General features: G+C 39.7%; 24 protein-coding genes. 21 read left to right on the forward strand and 3 right to left on the reverse strand.

Annotated elements, in window-relative coordinates:
* From AC6EJC_RS20220 to AC6EJC_RS20275, 12 genes are all read left to right on the forward strand, one after another.
* The coding region (locus tag AC6EJC_RS20220) for a helicase-related protein (protein ID WP_444955506.1) at positions 1-1,188 on the forward strand (1,188 nt) is incomplete at its 5' end.
* A gap of 419 nt (positions 1,189-1,607) precedes the next feature.
* Positions 1,608-2,102 carry a ComF family protein gene (locus tag AC6EJC_RS20225; protein WP_444955507.1) on the forward strand — a complete coding sequence of 165 codons (495 nt, stop codon included), beginning with the start codon at positions 1,608-1,610 and terminating at the stop codon, positions 2,100-2,102.
* A gap of 381 nt (positions 2,103-2,483) precedes the next feature.
* A complete protein-coding gene (locus AC6EJC_RS20230) occupies positions 2,484-2,942 on the forward strand; it encodes a LysM peptidoglycan-binding domain-containing protein (RefSeq protein WP_444955508.1) in 459 nt (152 codons plus the stop codon).
* Positions 2,943-3,690: 748 nt separating this feature from the next.
* Positions 3,691-4,101 (forward strand): TIGR03826 family flagellar region protein, encoded by a 411-nt coding sequence (locus tag AC6EJC_RS20235; RefSeq protein ID WP_444955509.1) that lies wholly within the window; start codon positions 3,691-3,693, stop codon positions 4,099-4,101.
* Positions 4,102-4,298: 197 nt separating this feature from the next.
* The gene (gene flgM, locus AC6EJC_RS20240; RefSeq protein ID WP_013312286.1) at positions 4,299-4,574 is read left to right on the forward strand and encodes a flagellar biosynthesis anti-sigma factor FlgM; all 276 of its coding nucleotides are present in this window, start codon (positions 4,299-4,301) and stop codon (positions 4,572-4,574) included.
* 10 nt (positions 4,575-4,584) lie between these two features.
* Positions 4,585-5,085 carry a flagellar protein FlgN gene (locus AC6EJC_RS20245; protein ID WP_190298111.1) on the forward strand — a complete coding sequence of 167 codons (501 nt, stop codon included), beginning with the start codon at positions 4,585-4,587 and terminating at the stop codon, positions 5,083-5,085.
* Between the two features lie 18 nt (positions 5,086-5,103).
* Positions 5,104-6,672, forward strand: a complete 1,569-nt coding sequence (flgK, locus tag AC6EJC_RS20250; protein WP_444955510.1) for a flagellar hook-associated protein FlgK — start codon at positions 5,104-5,106, stop codon at positions 6,670-6,672.
* 64 nt (positions 6,673-6,736) lie between these two features.
* Entirely contained in the window at positions 6,737-7,657 is a 921-nt protein-coding gene (gene flgL, locus AC6EJC_RS20255; protein ID WP_444955511.1) for a flagellar hook-associated protein FlgL, read from the forward strand.
* Positions 7,658-7,674: 17 nt separating this feature from the next.
* Positions 7,675-8,244 (forward strand): DUF6470 family protein, encoded by a 570-nt coding sequence (locus AC6EJC_RS20260; protein ID WP_444955512.1) that lies wholly within the window; start codon positions 7,675-7,677, stop codon positions 8,242-8,244.
* 95 nt (positions 8,245-8,339) lie between these two features.
* Positions 8,340-8,792 (forward strand): flagellar assembly protein FliW, encoded by a 453-nt coding sequence (gene fliW / locus AC6EJC_RS20265; RefSeq protein ID WP_444955513.1) that lies wholly within the window; start codon positions 8,340-8,342, stop codon positions 8,790-8,792.
* A 2-nt stretch (positions 8,793-8,794) separates the two neighbouring features.
* On the forward strand, positions 8,795-9,034 hold the full coding sequence (gene csrA / locus AC6EJC_RS20270; protein ID WP_029514583.1) for a carbon storage regulator CsrA: 240 nt from the start codon (positions 8,795-8,797) through the stop codon (positions 9,032-9,034).
* 151 nt (positions 9,035-9,185) lie between these two features.
* A complete protein-coding gene (locus AC6EJC_RS20275) occupies positions 9,186-10,001 on the forward strand; it encodes a flagellin N-terminal helical domain-containing protein (protein WP_444955514.1) in 816 nt (271 codons plus the stop codon).
* Between the two features lie 140 nt (positions 10,002-10,141).
* Here the strand turns inward: AC6EJC_RS20275 and AC6EJC_RS20280 are convergent, their stop codons facing one another.
* On the reverse strand, positions 10,142-10,270 hold the full coding sequence (locus AC6EJC_RS20280) for a hypothetical protein (RefSeq protein WP_444955515.1): 129 nt from the start codon (positions 10,268-10,270) through the stop codon (positions 10,142-10,144).
* A gap of 442 nt (positions 10,271-10,712) precedes the next feature.
* On the opposite strand from AC6EJC_RS20280, the gene AC6EJC_RS20285 reads away from it, so the two are divergent.
* The 7 genes from AC6EJC_RS20285 to AC6EJC_RS20315 all read left to right on the forward strand — a co-directional run bounded on the left by AC6EJC_RS20285 (position 10,713) and on the right by AC6EJC_RS20315 (position 17,466).
* Positions 10,713-12,590: a glycosyltransferase gene (locus AC6EJC_RS20285; RefSeq protein WP_444955516.1), complete on the forward strand. Its 1,878-nt coding sequence runs from the start codon at positions 10,713-10,715 to the stop codon at positions 12,588-12,590.
* Positions 12,591-12,623: 33 nt separating this feature from the next.
* Complete coding sequence (locus tag AC6EJC_RS20290; protein WP_444955517.1) at positions 12,624-14,123, forward strand: SGNH/GDSL hydrolase family protein; 1,500 nt, start codon at positions 12,624-12,626, stop codon at positions 14,121-14,123.
* 136 nt (positions 14,124-14,259) lie between these two features.
* Positions 14,260-14,649 carry a flagellar protein FlaG gene (locus AC6EJC_RS20295; RefSeq protein WP_340886575.1) on the forward strand — a complete coding sequence of 130 codons (390 nt, stop codon included), beginning with the start codon at positions 14,260-14,262 and terminating at the stop codon, positions 14,647-14,649.
* Positions 14,650-14,661: 12 nt separating this feature from the next.
* Positions 14,662-16,161, forward strand: a complete 1,500-nt coding sequence (fliD, locus tag AC6EJC_RS20300) for a flagellar filament capping protein FliD (RefSeq protein WP_444955518.1) — start codon at positions 14,662-14,664, stop codon at positions 16,159-16,161.
* Between the two features lie 20 nt (positions 16,162-16,181).
* A complete protein-coding gene (gene fliS, locus AC6EJC_RS20305; protein ID WP_348620772.1) occupies positions 16,182-16,574 on the forward strand; it encodes a flagellar export chaperone FliS in 393 nt (130 codons plus the stop codon).
* 3 nt (positions 16,575-16,577) lie between these two features.
* Positions 16,578-16,916 carry a flagellar protein FliT gene (gene fliT, locus AC6EJC_RS20310; RefSeq protein ID WP_444955519.1) on the forward strand — a complete coding sequence of 113 codons (339 nt, stop codon included), beginning with the start codon at positions 16,578-16,580 and terminating at the stop codon, positions 16,914-16,916.
* Between the two features lie 352 nt (positions 16,917-17,268).
* The gene (locus AC6EJC_RS20315; protein ID WP_013373372.1) at positions 17,269-17,466 is read left to right on the forward strand and encodes a cold shock domain-containing protein; all 198 of its coding nucleotides are present in this window, start codon (positions 17,269-17,271) and stop codon (positions 17,464-17,466) included.
* Between the two features lie 157 nt (positions 17,467-17,623).
* On the opposite strand, the gene AC6EJC_RS20320 is transcribed toward AC6EJC_RS20315, so the two are convergent.
* Entirely contained in the window at positions 17,624-17,875 is a 252-nt protein-coding gene (locus AC6EJC_RS20320) for a hypothetical protein (RefSeq protein WP_444955520.1), read from the reverse strand.
* A 63-nt stretch (positions 17,876-17,938) separates the two neighbouring features.
* Here AC6EJC_RS20320 and AC6EJC_RS20325 point away from each other — a divergent pair, with 63 nt between their 5' ends.
* Positions 17,939-18,118 carry a hypothetical protein gene (locus AC6EJC_RS20325; RefSeq protein ID WP_444955521.1) on the forward strand — a complete coding sequence of 60 codons (180 nt, stop codon included), beginning with the start codon at positions 17,939-17,941 and terminating at the stop codon, positions 18,116-18,118.
* On the opposite strand, the gene AC6EJC_RS20330 is transcribed toward AC6EJC_RS20325, so the two are convergent.
* A complete protein-coding gene (locus AC6EJC_RS20330; protein WP_444955522.1) occupies positions 18,115-18,399 on the reverse strand; it encodes a hypothetical protein in 285 nt (94 codons plus the stop codon). The two genes, AC6EJC_RS20325 and AC6EJC_RS20330, sit on opposite strands and share 4 nt — an antisense overlap.
* Positions 18,400-18,692: 293 nt before the next feature.
* On the opposite strand from AC6EJC_RS20330, the gene hpf reads away from it, so the two are divergent.
* Positions 18,693-19,253 carry a ribosome hibernation-promoting factor, HPF/YfiA family gene (gene hpf / locus AC6EJC_RS20335; RefSeq protein WP_444955523.1) on the forward strand — a complete coding sequence of 187 codons (561 nt, stop codon included), beginning with the start codon at positions 18,693-18,695 and terminating at the stop codon, positions 19,251-19,253.
* Positions 19,254-19,581 lie beyond the last annotated feature (328 nt).

Raw genomic sequence — 19,581 nt, forward strand, 5'->3', positions numbered from 1 at the left:
GGCGGGGTGCGGGGACGCTCTCGCCCGGAAGGCCGTTGGCTACGGGCGTTTTTCCGGCGCGGCATGGTTGTGCGCCGGGGATCAGGTGCTGCCGCTTCGCATGGCAGCACCCTTGCCCGCAGCGGGCAACCTTCGCCAAAACCTGGCGAAGGTGCTAAGCATATCGCTGATCGGCAAGGGTCCGCTACCGTGGCAGAACGTTTTCTGCTCTGGGCCGTGACGGGCGCGGGCAAGACGGAAATGATGTTTCCGCTCTTGCAATATGTGCTGGACCACGGAGGAACGGCGCTTGTGGCAACACCACGTCGCGATGTGGTACTGGAGTTAGCCCCTCGTTTGGCCATTGCTTTTCCCGATGTGAGCATAGTGACGCTCTATGGTGGGAGCGCAGAACGGTGGCAAAGGGGACAGCTGACACTGGCAACGACACATCAGCTATTGCGTTATCGTCAGGCCTTTGATTTGGTTGTGATTGACGAGATTGACGCGTTCCCTTATCACAATGATCCTATGCTTGCCTTTGCTGCACGAGCAGTATGTAAGCGAGAAGGCAAGTTTATTTATTTGTCTGCTACACCATCGCATGCCTTACAGAAAGAGGCTGCACGCGGCATACTGCCACATGCCAAGGTTCCCGTTCGTTTTCATCGTCATCCCCTACCTGTCCCATTTCGTCTGGGGACTGCTCCAGTGCAACATTGGCTGCAAAAAGATCGGATTCCCGCATCCTTTATTCAACGCCTACGCGTATCCATACAACGTGGAGCACAGGTTTTCCTGTTTGTGACACGAATCTCACATATTCAGGGTCTTGTGGAGCTGCTGATTAAACAATTACCTGATATACCTATTGCGGGGACCTCATCGCAGGATGAAGAACGAACCGCTAAGGTGCGTTTATTTCGAGCTACTGAAATACGTGTGCTGGTCACAACCACTATTTTGGAGCGAGGGGTGACTGTTCCACGGAGCGATGTGTACATACTGGACGCCAACAGTAGCCTTTTTGATGAAGCCTCTCTTGTTCAAATGGCCGGTCGCGCGGGAAGGTCTAAGGATGACCCGTGTGGAGGTGTTATTTTTATATCCCCCCAATGGACTCGTGGTCAAAAGAGAGCAATTAGACAGATTAAACGCATGAATGCACTGGCTCGGAAAAAAGGATATCTGAAGGAAGTGAAGCACTAAATGCATTAAATAAAAAAAGTTTTTTTGGAAATGTGAAACCTGAAACAATGTCGGTACGTAAACTACCAAGAAAGGTGCATTCTGGTATGGGAATGATTCCAAGAACCCGCCTATTTTTGAATTGGTTATTCCATCGCCAGTCCCAAACATGTATGGCTTGCGGCACTCTCACAGGGCGTTTTTCCGAATTCCCCGGGATTTGTACTTCTTGTTCGCTTCAAATTCCTTGGGTTTACAACATTCGTTGTGTTCATTGCGGACGTCCGACGTCTTGCCCGGATTGCGTAAGGCTTGACCGATTAGTACGTTACTATGTGTGCAATCGGAGTGCAACCAGCTATACACCGATGATCAGAGAATGGATTGGACAGTTCAAATATCGTGGAAATGAAAAGTATGGTTCCCTGCTGGGCGAGATCATGAATCGAGCCTATCAGGCGATGAGGTATGAGTTTGCAGGCCATAAACATTCTCATTTCAAGCGATCTTTGTGGAGTGTGGATGTAGTGACCTGTGTCCCGGTAAGTGAGAAGAGGCTGACAGAGCGAGGCTTCAATCAGGCTCGGATTTTGGCAGAAGAGATTGCTAGACGGAATAAGCTCCCTTTCTTATCTTTACTTGCTCGTCCACAAGATACAGGTAAACAAAGCTTTAAATCAAAAAAGGAACGCATGAACACAATGAATAATGCGTTTTCTGTCAACCCTAATATGGCGAATTTGATGAAGTCTTTTATTTTAAAAGCTGAATCTCAATGTGTAACGGGGAGTAAGCAGTCCGTTACAGTTTTGCTTGTAGATGATATTTATACAACGGGGAGCACTTTGCAGGCGTGTGCACGTGTTTTGAGAGAAAAGGCATCAGAGCAAGGAATACATTTGACTATTTTTTGCCTGACTTTAGCAAGATCATAAGTCTAAATCTCCAGTATTTCTCATGATATTTTGCTTGAAACTATGAAAATGAGGTTATAATTTCCTTAAAAGAAGGATTAGATGATAGAGCAGAAATCTTTTAAACCGTACAATCAGCAGAATTTGACAACGAGCTAGAGAGAGGTATATAATAAAAATATAGAGACAAACAAAAAGTAAGGAAGTGAGGGATGAAAATAGAATATTTTAATTTAGAGGTTGATTTTTTTGGAAAAGAGGAGTACAATTTCTATCTGTTGATAGCTAACATGATTGGTAATAAGTGATTAGCTAATGACAAAAGAGCGGACATTGGGAGTGTCTCGCTCAGTAGTAAAGCAGTTAATTAAAATTTAAAGCTAAAAAGAGGAGAGAAAAATCATGAAAAACGTAATGAAAAAAGTAGCAATATCTAGCATGTTGGCAGTTAGTTTAGGTGCGGTATCTTTGTTGAGTCCGCTAGCAACAGGTCAAGTATTGGCTAAATCCCACTCCGATGACGAAAAGCAACAATTGGAAGATCAAATCATGAGAGAACAACAAGAAGCAGCACAAAAAGCATTTGAAGCAAAAGTTTACGGAACAAAAACAACTGAAAATGCAGCAGCTACAACACCAACTCAACCAGCTACTGAGAACAACAATCAAGCTACAACTACACCAGCTACTACTACAACACCAGCTACTGTAAATACAATCACAGTAAATGTTCAAGATGGCGATACACTGACTTCTATTGCTGGAAAATATGGTGTGACTGTTGAAGAATTGGTTAAAATCAACAACCTGATTAAAGTAGGTCAAGAACTGCAAGTACCGCAAACAAACACAAATAAATAATTATCATTATAAATGCATAATAAAATGTGTTTATTAAACCAAGCGTTTGACTATAGTATACGGGAAGGCCTCTATTAAAACAATGCTTTTTTGAATAATTATTTGTGAAATAGCTTGTTTTTTTGGGCTGCAAATTTCCAATGGTGCATCTAGCTTGATTTCAGATAGCTTATAAGTTGAGATGATGTTAGGTGCATGAGATTTATGAATACCCACACTCCATGTGCGGAGCATTCGTATGGGCGCCGATCCCCCGGATTTACAGCATATGCTTGATGGCATTCGGGGCACAGGTGAACATGAATTCTTCAGAGGATTGTTTCGCCCGGTTTTTCCCTCATCTTGATCTTTATTTCTACATTTACTCATATTCATATATAGTTATTTTAATTGTATAATGAAGCGCTGTTCCCGAAAATAACTGGAATGGCGCTTATTTTATTTTTCATCTAAAATACGGAGCGATGTTTGACGATAAATAGACAACATGCAATAGGCTGAACTATAAGGATTCATTTGCTTCCTACATTTTGATGTCGTTGCATATTAATGCACATAGAGGTAGAGAAACTTTTGCTGATGGATCATTCCCTCTTATACTTTTAATATGATAACGTACAAAATGTGCAATTGTGTAAAATCTAAAAATCTTTTTTTGAAATATTTGATAGACGAGACTCTTCGGTATAAGGTAATGTAAGGATAAAAGTAATTAAAGACCGGAAATTGGAAAGGGGCGCTCCGGAGGATGAATTTGGATAACTGTCCTCGCTGTGGAAAGCTGTTTATTAAGAATGTCAGGGGTATCTGTCAGAACTGTATTAAAGAAATTGAGATTGAATACGAACGCTGCGTCAAACATATACGTGAAAATAAGGGTATTCATATGCATGAGCTTTCGGAAGCTACTGGTGTATCCGTTAAACAAATCACGACATTTATACGTGAGGGACGTATTTCCATTGCTAATGCGCCCAATATGACTTATCCTTGCGAGGTATGCGGGATACCGATTCGTGATGGGCATATGTGCGATTCTTGTCGAACACGTCTGACTAAAGACCTGAATCAGGCTGTACGCGAAAGTAGTAATCAGGATCAAAGTAATGATATGGGCTCAGGTACCTACAGCGCGATTGATAAACTTCGTGGAAAGTAGTACAGGGGAATTAAAAACGCATTCAGCTATTCAAAAAGTTTCAAATACCGCCGATAATCTTTATAGAGCTTATCGGTTTTTTTATTTTTAGCGACCATGCACAAAATAAAGAAGTAAGGCATAATACGAACCATGTTCGACGCTATGTCGTCTGATACATTCTGACCATATCAAATTAACTAAGGAAGGTGGAAGTTATGAAAATTAACGAGACCAACCGCATCGGAGCTATTAATCCCTATCAGCGAAATATTGAAACAGGGCGCCAAGAGGAGCAAAAGAAATCCCGTCGCAAGGATGAGGTTTCCATTTCTCCGGAAGCAATGGAAATGCTGAACCGCAGCAGTGATGCCGACCGCGTTAAGAAGATTCAGGAGCTTAAGCAGCAAGTAGCTTCTGGAACCTACCGTGTGGATGCCGATAAAATTGCAGAGAAGCTGTTACCTTACTTCAAGCAGTCTTCCGAAAGCTAGGTGAAGGAATATGCCTTTAGAGCGTTTGATTGATGTGCTGGAGCAGCTAGATCAAAAGCATCTTATTTTGTTAGAACTAGCAAAAAGCAAAAAAAAGATTGTCATGGAAAATGATATGGATAGCCTGGTTCAGCATTTGAACCAGGAATCCAGACTCCTTAAAATGGTGGAGCAGCTGGAGGAAGCTCGTATGGAGGTTTCGTATGAGCTTCTTCGTGAACGTGGTATTAAGTCTCAGCTTAATTTGACTATAACCGAGCTGGCACGCCTTGTCTTTGATCCTGAAGATAAGAACAAACTCCTCAGTGTCCAGAGCCGCTTATCCCACACTCTTTCAGAATTAAAGGAAATTAATGCAATCAATCAAAAGCTCATCGAACAATCGTTGGTGTTTATTGATTACTCGTTAGATCTACTTGTAGGTCGTCCTAATCAGGAGATGACTTATATGCATCCGGATCAGAAAAGTAATCAACTCGCACGACCTGGATTGTTCGACACTAAGGCTTGAGCCGAGGAGGAAAATAGAGTGCCATCCACATTTCATTCCATAGAAACAGCTAAAAGAAGCCTTTTTACACAAACGGCAGCTTTAAATACAACAGGACACAACATAGCTAATGCCAACACAGAAGGTTATACACGGCAAACGGTTAAGATGAGAGCTTCTATACCCATGGAAGCATATGGTATTAACCGTTCTAATGTGCCTGGTCAGTTGGGAACAGGTGTTGAATTTGATGCTATTGAACGCATTCGTGAGAAGTTCTTGGACAGTCAGTATCGTGGAGAAAATACTGAACTGGGCAGTTGGACGATTCGAAGTAACACCCTTGATAAGCTACAACAGATTATGAATGAGCCGTCCGATACAGGGATTCGAAAGGTTTTAGATAATTTTTATAAATCTTGGTCTGATTTAAGCAAAGACCCAGAAAGTGTAACCGCACGAACTATTGTTAAAGAAAATGCACTTGCATTGACTGATGCAATGAATCATATGAGTAAACAGTTAAGCAATTTATCTGCGGATTTAACCTCGAATGTGGAGGCTAAGTCTAGTGAGCTACAAAGCTATGTAAACTCCATAGCCGACCTGAACCAATCAATTACTAAAATTGAAGGCTTGGGGGATAACGCTAACGATCTTCGTGACCAGCGTGATTTGATCGTCGATAAAATTTCAAAAATCGTTAATGTAACGGTGACTGATACCGATCAAGGCTACAATGTCAACATGGGTGGTCAAGCGTTAGTAGCTGGATTTACACCGACTACTGGAATTAACGGCGCTTTTTTACAAGCTGCTTTTGCCTCCAATGATTTGCAAGGTGGCGAAGTGCATGGAATGATTCTCTCCAGAGATCAATTTGTAGCAGACTATACTGCCCAAATGGATAACCTCGCCAACACATTGGCAACCGGTAATATTTCTGTAACGCTACCTAAAGGCTCGGTATTGCCAGAAGGCACTGTACTGAACGGAGTGACTTATACAGGGACCAACCGCACACTTCAATCGGATTTAACAGTTACGGTTAAAGGTCTTAATGGTTTGCATCAACTGGGTTATACCCAAGAGGATAAAGATGCTAACGGTAATATGGTCGCAGGCAAACCTTTTTTTGTAGCATCAAATAATGGCGGGACGATCACGGCAGGCAACATCACGTTAAATACTGCTATAGCAGATAATCCTAACGCCATTGCAGCATCCCTTCGTGTAACAGGCACTGCTCCTACTGAGGAATTGGTTAAAGGTAATAATACATTGGCATCTCTGATGTCCAATTTGAAATTAAACAATTTCACTTCTGTTTCTACGGGGAATACGGCTACTATTGATAGCTTTTTCAGTTCTATGGTTGGTCAGTTGGGTATAGAGGCTCAAGAGGCAACAAGACAGACACAAAACTCGACAGCCCTCGTATCTCAGGTGGAAACTATGCGCCAATCCGTGAGTGGTGTTTCACTGGATGAAGAAATGTCCAATATGATCAAGTTTCAGCATGCCTACAGCGCCGCAGCTCGGTTTATGACCACATTCGATCAATTATTGGATAAATTAATTAATTCCACAGGTGTAGTGGGAAGATAAGAATGGGGATTAAATATCTTGTGCTTTTATATACAAGGATATTTAATTACGGAGGGATATGATTATGCGAGTTACTAACAATATGCTAAGCTCACAGCTTTTGCTGAATTTGAATCGAAATTCTGAGCGTATGAATAATACGCAGAACCAGATGTCGACTGGACGTAAGCTGAACAAGCCCTCTGATGATCCTGTAGGCATTACGTATTCCTTAAGGTACCGATCTGAATTGTCTTCAAATGAACAATACCAACGGAATGTGGATAGCGCAGTGTCTTGGCTTGATTTTAATGATACGGTCATGGATCAGGCAGGCCAAATTATGCAAAGAGTACGTGAACTGACAGTACAGGCCTCTACGGGAACTAATCCACAATCTGCGCTGGACAGCATTAACAAAGAAATTGGTCAGCTTAAGGAACAAATGATTGATGTTGTGAACAGTCAATTGAACGGAAAATATATATTCAATGGTCAGACCTATGACAAGAAGCCTTATGACCTCCCTTTAAATGCCGATAATACGCATGATACGTCTGGAGCAGCATCCATTGCTACAGATACAGGAAATGTTAATTTTATAGTGGGTGAAAATGTGGCTTTGCCCATTAACGTTACCGGTAATGAAGTCGTAGGAACAAGCACGGATGCCGATAATTTATTTACTATTTTTAATCAGCTATCTGCAGCTTTGGCAAGTGGTGATATTAAAGCGAGTGGGGATCAATTAGCTAATATTGATTCACGTGTGGATAAAATGCTGAAAGTCCGGTCGGAAATGGGAGCTAAATCCAACCGTGTGGAGCTAATGCAAAGCCGTTTGAGCGATCTGGAAGTAAACTTAACGGATTTGCAGTCTAAAACGGAAGATGCGGATTACGCCGAGCTTTTAATGAATTCCAAGATCCAAGAGAATATTTACAATGCTTCTTTGTCAGCAGGGGCAAAAATAATATCCGCATCATTAGTTGATTTCTTAAGATAGTCTAAGGAGGGGGAGAGATGTCCATCATTCCGACGCTTCAGATCCGGCAAACTCCGGCTATCCTGCACATTGATGCAGACCCAGGGCAGTATTCGATTCGACAGCCCTCGGCAGATATGGAATTAACGACACGACGTGCTCAACTGGAAATTCACCAGTATAAGCCACAACTGACCATAGATCAAAGTGCAGCCTTCTCTGCCTATAACGGTGGTAATTACCTTGAGATGAATAATCGAATTTATTCAGGAATGCCACAGATATTTTTACAGGCTCTTGCGCATAAAGTGGAGCAAGGTAACCGAATGGCGGCGATTCATATTCCTGGGAATACTGTAGCCAATGTTTTTGGAGAGGATACTGAAACGCATGTGCTTCCCGAATTTAGGGGTCCAGCGTCTATGGATAATGTCGATATTCATGTTGAAACACGTGCACCTGATATTACATATACACCTGCTGTATCGGAAATGCATGTGACCGTTAATCGTCCTGAGATTGAGTATACTCGGGGGAAACTGGAGATTTATATGCAGCAGTATCCATCAGTGGCCTATATTCCGCCTGAAATTGATGTAGCGATGTAAAATAAGTTAAGGTTATAGAGGAGTTGTTCAAGCCGTCTATAGCCTTTTTTTTGTAATGAAATGTATATATCTGATTAAATATTGGAGGAATATTAGTGATTATATCCACATCTATTTGGGGTGACATTGAAGTTAATGAAAAAGAAATATATCGTTTTGAAAAAGGAATTCCGGGATTTGAGGAGACGACTGAATTTGTGGTACTTGACCCAAATGAGGCACCCTTTTACTATCTCCAGTCCCTTCAGCAGAAAGAACTATCTTTTGTCTTAGTGGACCCTTTTATTTTTTATCCTGAATACGAGTTCGAACTCCCTGATAGTGAAGCGGAAGAACTGGGGATTGAATCTAATTTAGTCGTTCGCAGCATACTAACATTACATGAGCAGGTAGAGAACTCAACGATCAATCTATTGGCACCTTTGGTATTCAATCCCGATAATAGGCAAGCCAAGCAGGTTGTTTTGCACCAGTCTCCGTATCAGACCAAGCATTCACTGCGACCCATTAAGGAAGACCAAACCATCCGTTCAAAGAAAGGTGAATAATCATGCTGGTACTTTCACGTAAGAAAGGCGAGTCTATTATCATTCAGGATCACATTGAAGTCACGGTGCTCGGAGTAGAGGGAGATACAGTGCGTATAGGGATTTCAGCGCCCAAACAGATGGACATCTTTCGTAAGGAAATATATTTATCCATTCAGGAGTCCAACCGTGAATCTGCTGCCCATACGCAGTCAAATTTGGATGCTTTGCGCAAGATGATAAATAAAAATAACGAAAAATAAAAAAAATCCTAAAATGCTATTAAAAGATCGACGAGAATGTCGATATATATAGTACAAGCTATTGCGGAGGGGCGGCCGACTTCAACGGATAGCTGTAACAACAATAAACCACATGGATGTGGGACATTTACCTTCAGGGAGGAAATTTAAAATGATTATCAATCACAATATCGCTGCAATGAACACTCACCGTCAATTGAACACAAATACTTCTAACACAAACAAAGCAATCGAAAAACTGTCTTCTGGTCTTCGTATTAACCGTGCTGGTGACGATGCTGCTGGTTTGGCAATTTCCGAAAAAATGCGTGGTCAAATCCGTGGTTTGGATATGGCTTCCAAAAATGCACAAGATGGCATTTCTTTGATCCAAACAGCTGAAGGCGCACTGAACGAAACACACAGCATTCTGCAACGTGTTCGTGAATTGTCCGTACAGTCTGCAAATGATACGAATACTGATGCTGACCGTCAAGAGCTTCAAAAAGAAGTGGCAGAATTGAGAAAAGAAGTAAATCGTATTTCCACTGATACTGAATTCAACACTAAAAAATTGCTGGATGGTGCTGGAATCAGTAGCGCAGTGTTCCACATTGGTGCTAACACAGGCCAAGCAATTACATTGTCAATTGGTAACATGGGTGCTACATCCTTGGCAATTGATGCGGTTGATATTTCTACTCAAACAGGTGCGAATGCTGCGATTGCATCCTTGGATACAGCTATTGCAACAGTTTCCTCTGAGCGTGCTAAACTTGGTGCAAACCAAAACCGTTTGGAGCACACAATCAACAACCTGGGAACTACTTCCGAGAACTTGTCTGCTGCTGAATCCCGCGTTCGTGACGTAGACATGGCAAAAGAAATGATGAATCAAACAAAGAACAACATCCTTGCTCAAGCTTCCCAAGCAATGTTGGCTCAAGCAAACCAACAACCGCAAGCTGTGCTTCAATTGCTTCGTTAAGATTAATAATGCAACTAAACAGGGATTTAATACATCCCTTGGTTTCATAAACCCCCTCGCCTTTTTAGGCGAAGGGGTTTTATTTTTATGTGTTCCTTCACCCTGTTAAATAACCAAAATAAGTAGCATAATTCATTGGATCAAGCACGATCCATCACCAAAATATAGTCCGCCTGAGCCAACGCTTCTCTCACGGGTCCATCGTTGCCACTTCTTCGACCGCCAGGATCATCAGGCTGGTTACGACACGGATTCATGACCGTGACCATCGTCAAAGATCTCCCACGCGTCGAATGATATTGTGCCGTCCCGAGTTGGCAGCTGAGATCCTTTTTCCGCTTGGTAATGCACCATCGACACCAGGACGGTAGCCTTTCCACTATTCAAAGGCAGCCTGCATCCAGTAATGAAGCAACTCAAAAGCCGAAAACTGACGAGTTGTTTCTTCGTAGTTCAATTTCCTCACCAGTTGCTCAATTTCCTATTTTTGAAAAACGGATTGTACCAACATTTGAAATGCATAGGCCTATTCATGAGGTGCCTCTTTTCGAAATGGTTGGGTGATACTTACCATTTGCTCGAAAAGAGCGCCCTTTATTGTTGCATTTATTGGTTAATCAACAGGCGTGCTTTTCCTTAATACTAACTACTCTTTGGTATGTAACCGATATAAAGAGTAATAGTATTATTCTAAGGTGAAGGGAAAAACTTATGTCTAAAACAATTGCATTATGCATGATTGTGAAAAATGAAGAACAGTTTTTAAGACGGTGTTTGGACAGCGTTAAGGATATAGTAAATCAAATCGTAATCGTTGATACGGGTTCTACAGATAATACTATCGATATCGCTAGAGAATATACTAGTGAAGTATATAGTTTTGAATGGATAAACGATTTTTCAGCGGCGAGAAATGAATCTATTAAATATGCTACCACCGATTATATCTTAATTATGGATGCAGATGAGTACTTGGATACGAATTCGAATTTGCAAAAAGATATTGCTACAGAGAAAGATTGGTACTTTTTGAAAATCCACAATGTTCTATCTCAGGGACGTCAAATAGCTCATATTGCTGTACGACTTTTTGCCAATGGTAAAGGACTCTCTTTTCAAAACCGTCTTCATGAGCATCTAAATATATTGGCTGAAGGTAAAACCTACTCGAATGGTTTGGGCGAATCTGTATTACATCATACAGGGTACACAGATGAAATCATGGAAGGAAGGGATAAAAAAAATAGAAATCTTCCTCTTATGCTACAGGAAGTAGAAGAAAATCCTAATGCTTATAATTTATTTAACATGGGAAGAACTTATAAATGGAATGAAGAATATGAAAAGGCTATCCAATATTTGCAAAGAGCTTATCCGTTAAGTAAAAATTTAACGATCATGCCTGATCTTCTGACAAATTTAGCTCATTGTTTATCAAGTTTAAAACGAGAACCAGAGGCATTAAAGATACTTAATGATGCCATAATCTTGTTTCCCAACGAAACTGATTTATGGCATATGCAAGCACTTCTTTTTTTAGAGCTAGGTTATTTTAAAGATGCGATCAATTCATTTGAAACTTGTCTAAAAATAGGTGATCAAGGAATAACTATTACTGAAGGTAATGGTGGGTATATGGCCCGTTATCGGTTAGCAGAAGTCTATGAGAAGACCTATCGTGCGTCAGAAAGCTATGAGCAAATTATAGAGACGGTACGTGCAAAAAAGAGCTTTATGGCAGGGGTATCAAAATATTTCCAAATAGTTACTATGGCTAATATTCCCCTTGAAGAGGTTTATGAGAATTTTAATCAAATCTACGGAATTTCCACAGTTGAAGAGCTTGAGCGTTTGCTCGAAGTACTTTATGTTTTGCGACATCCTCTTTTAAATAGATATCTAAATGAATATGAAATTAAGGTTGAAGAAAAAGTAAGCGTAATAGCTGTTCAATATGCTAAGCAATATGAGAAGGCGAAATTATTATGGATAAAAATGGGGTGTTATACTGAGGAAAATAGCGAAGATATTTTACTACTTTCTTTGATCTTAAAAGACATGAAGTTATTCGGGTTTGCCCAACCTTTCCTAAACTTAAGCATAAAAGAGGCGAAATTGCTTCAGAATATCATTTTAAGTGAAGATATAAAAAATCAAAAATTTTCATCTCATTTGGAAAGTATTTTAATGAAAATGATTGAGCATTTGCTTGTACTTCAAGAATATGAAATTTTTCAGCATGTTCTGAATTATGTATGGGTAGGTTCTCTGGATTTCAAATACGATGTGATACAAAAGATGGTCAATTTTGGATTTGATGAAGTAGCCATTGATTTGTTAGTTAAATTATTTGAGACTAATCCTAATAATCTAAAGGTTATACAATTGCTAGGAGATGTATGTTTTAAGTTAAATTATTTCGAAGATACACAACTCTTTTATACCAAACTTTTGGATCTTTGCCCCGAGTATAGTTCATATGAAAGATGTTATATATTATCAGAAAAAATTGATGATCACATAAGTGCCAGTAATATTAAACAGAGGATTAAACAGAAATTCCCTCTTGCTTTATGGGTATTGGAATAGATTTTATGTATGAAAAGGAGGTAAAGATCCTCAGTGTCAGAACAGTCTAATCTTTTATATGAATTAGAAAATTTAGCGATGGAACTTGTGGTTCTTATGTTGCAAACACAAAGACAGATGAAAAAAGGTGTATTCAAAGATCAGATTATAAATAATATAAATGCTTTAGTTGATGGATTTGTAACTTTAAATGATACCTTAAATAACCATGTTTACATGAATATATATGGGAATTTAGATGCTTTTTTCAGACAAATTAGTGAAGTGTTTGAAAAAATTATTTTAGCATATGAGACTGATAATTCAGAAATAATCAGAACGTTATACAATCAGGAATTGATTCCTAAATTCATTGGCTTGAAAAATGAACTTACTAATGAAATTGATAACTCTACAGGGCTGAAGAGTATTATTATTAGCGGTATATCTCTCATTTCTTCGAAGATTATTGATTTAATTGATTTTTCGAAAGTTAGAATAGTGGCATTTATTTCTGATGAACCAAGTTATATAGGCAAATTTATTGATGATATCCCTGTGTTGAATTCACAGGATGTAAAAGAAATATGTGTTAAGTTTTTAATTATAACTGACAATTATTCCTGTGACTGTATTTCTGAAATTGTTAATTTAAAGCGATTTTTAGAAACTAACTATGATTTTGAGATATTTAGAGCTTATGATGATTTGAAGTTGTATGAAATAGATAATAACAAAATGAATGGTTTTATTACTGGACTATCTTACGCTGAAGTTGGTGTAGATGTGAATGAAATACAGCCATACAATGTAGTAAATTTAGCAGTTTCAAGTCAAGATTTGTACTATGACCATCAGTGGATTAAATCTATTGTAGGAGAAATGGAATTTCAGTTTGCATTTATAGGACTTAGTTATTACAGTTTTGAGTATGATTTATCTAAAAGCAGCTTGAAAAATCGGGTTAATGTATATTCTTCATTATTCAAAAGTGAGAATAATCTTGAGGATGAATACAGTGCAATCGAGTTCCAAGAAAACGTTGATAAGATTTTTAAACCCAATTTTATTGAAAATATTTACAATATTCTTAAAGTTGTAAGTGAAACAAGGTGGGAAAACTTTGTTAAGCGACAAATGAGCGAAGATGATATGAAGAATGGTAAATATCTTGCGTACAGAGACGGTGCAAAGGATTACCCTACTACTGTAGTTTATAATAAAGGGATATTGAGGGGGATGCTCAATATTTTGCAAGAGAATAATATAAAACCTATTTTGTTGGTGTGTCCAGTCAGTAAATATTATCACCAATTTTTTCCTCCGCGTATAAAGGAAGAATTCAAAAAAAATGTAGAAATGATCTTAGAAGAGTTCAATGTTCATATAATAGATTTATTTGAATCTGATAAATTCATGGACACGGATTTTTATGATGCATCACATTTGAATAAAGAAGGAGCCAAAAAGTTAACTTTATTTTTAAGAGGTTATTTAGATAATTTGTTCTATGGAGAAACTAAAAATAGAAAGACATCAGACTGTAAAGAGTAGAAGCCTAATATAGGGGGAATTTGTTGTATTTAAGAAAAATTATTCATTAGTTGTGTTTATACTTTATTCATGTCTCTTCATAACCTACAAAGTCTAACCGATAAATATAATAAATAATCCCATCGGAGGTTGCAAGATGAATCTACAGTTTTCTCTTTCAACGAATGCGGTGAGTGGCAATACAAACGGGATAAGTCAACATAGCGATTCTGTAGCTCATCAGGACAGCCAACTAATACAAGCCGTGAAAAGTGGTTCAGAGTTAAGCAAGCTTGAAAGGCAGGGAGTTTCATTCTCCATGGGAGATGAACAGCTCATTAAGGCGATAGATCGAGCGGTTAAGGCTCTTCAGGGACCTACAACCACGTTGGAAATGAGTGTGCATGAGAAAACACATCAAATCTTGGTCAAAGTCCTTAATAAGGATACCGGGGAATTGATCCGGGAGATTCCTCCTGAAAAGACCCTAGATTTAGTGGCTAAGATGATGGAGATTGCTGGAATACTTATAGATGAAAAAGTATAAGGAGGTATTGAGATGCGTATAAACGGTTTCTCAGGAATGGATATAGATAGCATGGTTACGTCCTTGATGACTACAAAAAGGGTACCACTTAACAAGTTGAATCAGCAAAAACAAACATTGGAATGGACGAGAGATAGTTATCGCGAATTAAACACCAAAATCGTTCAGTTTAGACAAAAATTGTTCGATATGAGCGGTTCAGGTGAAATGAATACTCAGAAATCAACGATAACTGGTAATACAACGGCTATTAAAGCGGATGCTAATGCTGATGCTAGCTCTACACCTATGTCTGTAGTCGTTAACAAGTTAGCAACAAAATCTAATATGCAAACCTCTACAGGCCTACGTACTGCCGGCAGCAGTACGGCAGATGCTACTAAAAGTACCACATTGGAGCAAATTGCAGGTGGTAGTGCGTCAGATACTTATGAGTTAAATATCAATGACAAAACAATCACTTTTCTTAAAACCGATACAATATCTACAGTGATGGCCCGTATCAATTCAGAAGGGGCGAACGTAACAGCGACCTTTGATGAAATAAGTGGCAAGTTCTCCATTACAGCTAAAGACTATGGGGATAGCAATAATATTAAATTAACAGGTGCGGATAAGCAGGTTAAAAGCAGTACGCTTATGGATTTATTCCAAATTAGTTCTACAGATGTAAAGGCGGCTGAAAAAGGAGAAGTTATAGTAACGAATACTGCGGATTCGAGTTCTAAAACTTATAATCCTGATAAGAATTCCCTTATCGTTAATGGAGTGACACTGACTCTGTTAGAGACCACGGGAACCACTGGACCAGCTAAAATAACAACCCAATCAGATCCAACAAAAGCTATGGAGACCATTAAATCTTTTGTAGATACTTATAATGACTTATTAAGTACATTTAATAAGAAACTAAGTGAACAAAAGTATCGCGATTTTCCTCCATTGACAGCCGATCAGAGGAAAGATATGAAAGAAGATGAAATTAAGCAGTGGGAAGAAAAGGCGAAAAGTGGCCTTCTTAAAAATGACTCCATTTTAAGTTCTGCTGTGTCTTCTATGCGTATGGTTATTTCCAGTAAATTAGGCGATTTAAGTTCGGTTGGTATTACTACAGGTCAATATTTCGAAAATGGTAAATTACAAATTAATGAAGAGAAGCTGAAGGCTGCTTTGACGACAAATCCGGATAAGGTTATGAATATATTCAAAGGGTCGGCTGCGGATGTAAACAGCAAGCCAATCTATAGTGAACTAAGAAGTAAGCTTGATACTACGTTAGACATGATTGTAAAAAAAGCAGGTACATCAAAATTTGATACAAATGGCAGCATGACCTTTAAAACAGAAAGCATAATGGGAGATCAATTAAAAAGCTATAATAGCCGTATTACAGATCTATCAAGCAGGCTTAAAGATGCTGAAACTCGTTATTACAAGCAGTTCTCAGCTATGGAATCGGCTATGAATAAGTACCAGTCACAGTCGTCCAGTTTGACAAGCTTTTTACAATAGTCTAGAAAAGGGTGATTCGTTTGATCTCATCTCCTTATGAAAAATATAAACAGTCTTCGGTGCAGACCTCAACGCCGGGGCAGCTTGTTATAATGTTGTATGATGGTGCTATCCGGTTCATAAAGGCAGGTCTTGAAGGAATATCGTCCAATGATATTGCTAAAGCAAACATCAACCTGGGCAAAGCACAAACCATTATTAGTGAGTTAATGTCTACGTTAAACTACTCGTATGACATTTCCAAAAATTTATATGCTTTATATGAGTATATGAACTATTTATTGATTCAAACGAATATCAAGAAAAAGATTGAGTCAGGTGAAGAAGTTTTGGGTTATCTGCAAGAACTGCGTGAAACTTGGATTGCAGTGAACAAGCTGACAGCAGGTATGTCATTATCTTCGGAACAGTAAGCTATGATTAATGAAGCTTTATCCCAATTGGAGCAACTAACCCAACAATTTATCATTCGACTGAATGAGACAAATTACGAGGAAGTTGAGATTTTTGTCGAAGTTCGTCAAATGAAGGTGGATAAATTGCTGAATGCCTTGGAAAATTCGCCCATGACAGAAGAGCAAAAACAGAAATTAGAGTCTATTCTAAGTCATGATGCATTAATTGATCAGCACATGCAATCGCTAAAACAGGAAGCCCAAAATTGGCTTGTCCAAAGAAATATGGCCAAATCGCAACGCAGTGCTTATGAATCTAACTATACGCCTGATAGCTTTCTGATGGATCGTAGGAAATAAATTTAAAAAGCTCTCGCCCAACACGTTTTATTGTGTGGACGAGAGCTTTTTAACATTTGTAAAGCCTTAATTGAGTTTAAACGAAAAGAAAGGACACATACAAAAAAATCTATCAATTTATCGTTTCAGGCACTAAAATGTAGTTTAAAATATGATTAGTAAGTCTACTTTAGTTCAAGTTCTGATGTTTCAATGAACAAAGTTGTTGACTATTTACCCATTGTATTATATATGGAATAACTATACATGAAAACATTATCAATTCCAATTGACAATGGATAACTTTGGGTGGTATAGTCGGAAATGTGGGCGAGAGCTTCACTTCATTTGATGACGAAGGGAATGTTAGTGCATGCAAGGTAAAGTAAAATGGTTTAACGCAGAAAAAGGTTATGGTTTCATTGAAACGGCTGACGGCGGCGACGTATTTGTACATTTTTCCGCAATTCAAACAGAAGGCTTCAAAACACTTGAAGAAGGACAAGACGTGGAGTTCGACATTGTCGAAGGCGCACGTGGACCACAAGCCGCTAACGTAACCAAATTATAATCATCCCCGGCATAGCCGACCTACATAATTGGTAAGATGGTTAGCAATGGATAACGCGCTAGCAACTGCCCTGGAATATATTCCAGGGCTTTTTTATGTGTAAATACATAAAAAGAGCCCCTTACCTGGTGGTAAGGAGCTCAAAACAATAGAACATTTACTCTACAGAACCGTCAAAGTGAGCCATCTCCACAAAAATGGTATTGGAGGAGGCAGATTGTTTCTCTATGCTTCCGTCTGGTATAGCGGAATTGATGTCGAAGGAAAAGACGATGACGGCTTTGTGGTCTGGATCAAGCTGGCCTAACGGGATACCTTGGAGTAGCTTAGGATGCGGAAGTGACACAGGATTCACGGTGACAGTTCGCAGCAAAATGAAATCTTCGGCTGCGAATGGTACAGTGAGCAAAAGCTCCTCTAGGGGAGTGCTGCCAATGTTTTCTACATGGACGATGAAGGACAGGGTATCTTCTTGTCCGACACCAGAGCGCTGGAGTTAAGTGTAAGATTAGGGATGGCTGCAATGACGGTCACGCCGGCCGTATTGGATTGGGCGGTTTCCTGGATGGTCTCTCCTCCACTACGACGTAAGGTATATGCGATGGTAGTCTGGTTGCTGAATGTTCCATCTGCAGGTGCTTCACGGTTTTAAGCCTGTAACGTAAGGGTGAGCGTCTCACCTGGTGCAATATCCGGGAGCGTGGTACCTGTGCCGGGATTAGCGCCTGGCTGTGCTTTCTCTTGGATAGTAAGGCTGTTGGGTACATAAATCATTCCTTGCGGCAACGGATACTGCGCTGGGATCGCTCCTTTGTTTGTAATCTGTATGGTGAATGTGAGTGTGTCACCTACAGAGGCATCGGTGGTGTTCACCTTTTTCACTAATTCGAGCAGTGGGAATACAACTGGGATCGTAACGGTATTCGTAGTCAATGTGCCTGATACGGCTCTTCCTCCAGAAAACGTAAACGAGTAGGCAAGGCAGCTTGATTTCCGATGTAGCCGGATGGAGGCGTCTCCGATACGGTCACTTGGTGTAAGCCAGTGTCAATGACTGTCCAGGTTCCATGAGCTAATTTTAAACATGACCTTTTCAAAGAATGACGTTATCGGAAGCGTTTTATCGAAAAAAGAAGAACTTTGTAAAATAGCTTCGAAATGTTGGGCTCTTTTTTACTTGGCGTTAACATATGTGCTATAATGAAGGGGCAAAGGAGGCGTGCCCTATGAACTTAACAGTACGAGGTCAACAGATCGAGGTTACCGACGCTTTGAAGGACTACGTTGATAAGAAATTCAGCAGACTTGAAAAGTATTTCGATGCACCCCCGACATCTGATGGAAGTGTAACGTTAAGCACAACCAGAGATTTACACACTGTAGAAGTAACCATTCCTTTGCCGGGGCTTGTACTCCGTGCCGAAGACGAAAGCGATGACATGTATGCGTCCATTGATGCCGTGGTAGACAAGCTTGAACGGCAAATTCGCAAGCATAAAACCAAGCTAAACCGAAAATTCCGTCAGGAAGGCAGTTTGAAAACTCTTTTTGTGGAAGATCCGGCAGGTGGCGTGGCTGTTGCTGAAGATGAGGATGCAGAATTGGATGAGCTGGAAGTCGTTCGCACCAAGCGTTTCTTATTGAAACCTATGGATGTGGAAGAAGCTATTCTTCAAATGAACATGGTTGGACATAATTTCTTTGTATTTTCCAATATTGACAACGAAGAAGTCAACGTAGTTTACAAGCGCAATGATGGTAAATACGGTCTGATCGAACGGGAATAGCCTGTGAAGTAGGAACTTATCACATTTTAAAATGAATAGAACGTTTCGATTGAAGCATGCTTCATGGATATTAGGGAAAATGATAATAACACGAGCCTTATCCTTGCGAACCTGGCGGGATAGGGCTCTTTTATATGTTTTTTGTAAATATAATGGAAATTTCAACTTGGATAAGTGTAACCAATTGTGTATTTCGTGCGTCAATTGATTTGGTATCTTTAACCGGATGCAAATCTGGAGGCTGCTTGTGTTGCGGCATGTCCTACAAACTGTTACAATTTATGCAAAGAACATCGCACGATGGGCTGGTACAGCCGGGCCTGTCAAA

It is taken from the genome of Paenibacillus sp. TY11 (genome assembly GCF_059772165.1).

Bases quoted from the DNA above. Each gene is read 5' to 3' on its own strand.
- AC6EJC_RS20225 (WP_444955507.1), top strand. From the start codon at position 1,608: ATGAATCGAGCCTATCAGGCGATGAGGTATGAGTTTGCAGGCCATAAA.
- AC6EJC_RS20230 (WP_444955508.1), top strand. From the start codon at position 2,484: ATGAAAAACGTAATGAAAAAAGTAGCAATATCTAGCATGTTGGCAGTT.
- AC6EJC_RS20235 (WP_444955509.1), top strand. From the start codon at position 3,691: ATGAATTTGGATAACTGTCCTCGCTGTGGAAAGCTGTTTATTAAGAAT.
- flgM (WP_013312286.1), top strand. From the start codon at position 4,299: ATGAAAATTAACGAGACCAACCGCATCGGAGCTATTAATCCCTATCAG.
- AC6EJC_RS20245 (WP_190298111.1), top strand. From the start codon at position 4,585: ATGCCTTTAGAGCGTTTGATTGATGTGCTGGAGCAGCTAGATCAAAAG.
- flgL (WP_444955511.1), top strand. From the start codon at position 6,737: ATGCGAGTTACTAACAATATGCTAAGCTCACAGCTTTTGCTGAATTTG.
- AC6EJC_RS20260 (WP_444955512.1), top strand. From the start codon at position 7,675: ATGTCCATCATTCCGACGCTTCAGATCCGGCAAACTCCGGCTATCCTG.
- csrA (WP_029514583.1), top strand. From the start codon at position 8,795: ATGCTGGTACTTTCACGTAAGAAAGGCGAGTCTATTATCATTCAGGAT.
- AC6EJC_RS20275 (WP_444955514.1), top strand. From the start codon at position 9,186: ATGATTATCAATCACAATATCGCTGCAATGAACACTCACCGTCAATTG.
- AC6EJC_RS20280 (WP_444955515.1), bottom strand. From the start codon at position 10,270: ATGGTCACGGTCATGAATCCGTGTCGTAACCAGCCTGATGATCCTGGC.
- AC6EJC_RS20285 (WP_444955516.1), top strand. From the start codon at position 10,713: ATGTCTAAAACAATTGCATTATGCATGATTGTGAAAAATGAAGAACAG.
- AC6EJC_RS20295 (WP_340886575.1), top strand. From the start codon at position 14,260: ATGAATCTACAGTTTTCTCTTTCAACGAATGCGGTGAGTGGCAATACA.
- fliD (WP_444955518.1), top strand. From the start codon at position 14,662: ATGCGTATAAACGGTTTCTCAGGAATGGATATAGATAGCATGGTTACG.
- fliT (WP_444955519.1), top strand. From the start codon at position 16,578: ATGATTAATGAAGCTTTATCCCAATTGGAGCAACTAACCCAACAATTT.
- AC6EJC_RS20315 (WP_013373372.1), top strand. From the start codon at position 17,269: ATGCAAGGTAAAGTAAAATGGTTTAACGCAGAAAAAGGTTATGGTTTC.
- hpf (WP_444955523.1), top strand. From the start codon at position 18,693: ATGAACTTAACAGTACGAGGTCAACAGATCGAGGTTACCGACGCTTTG.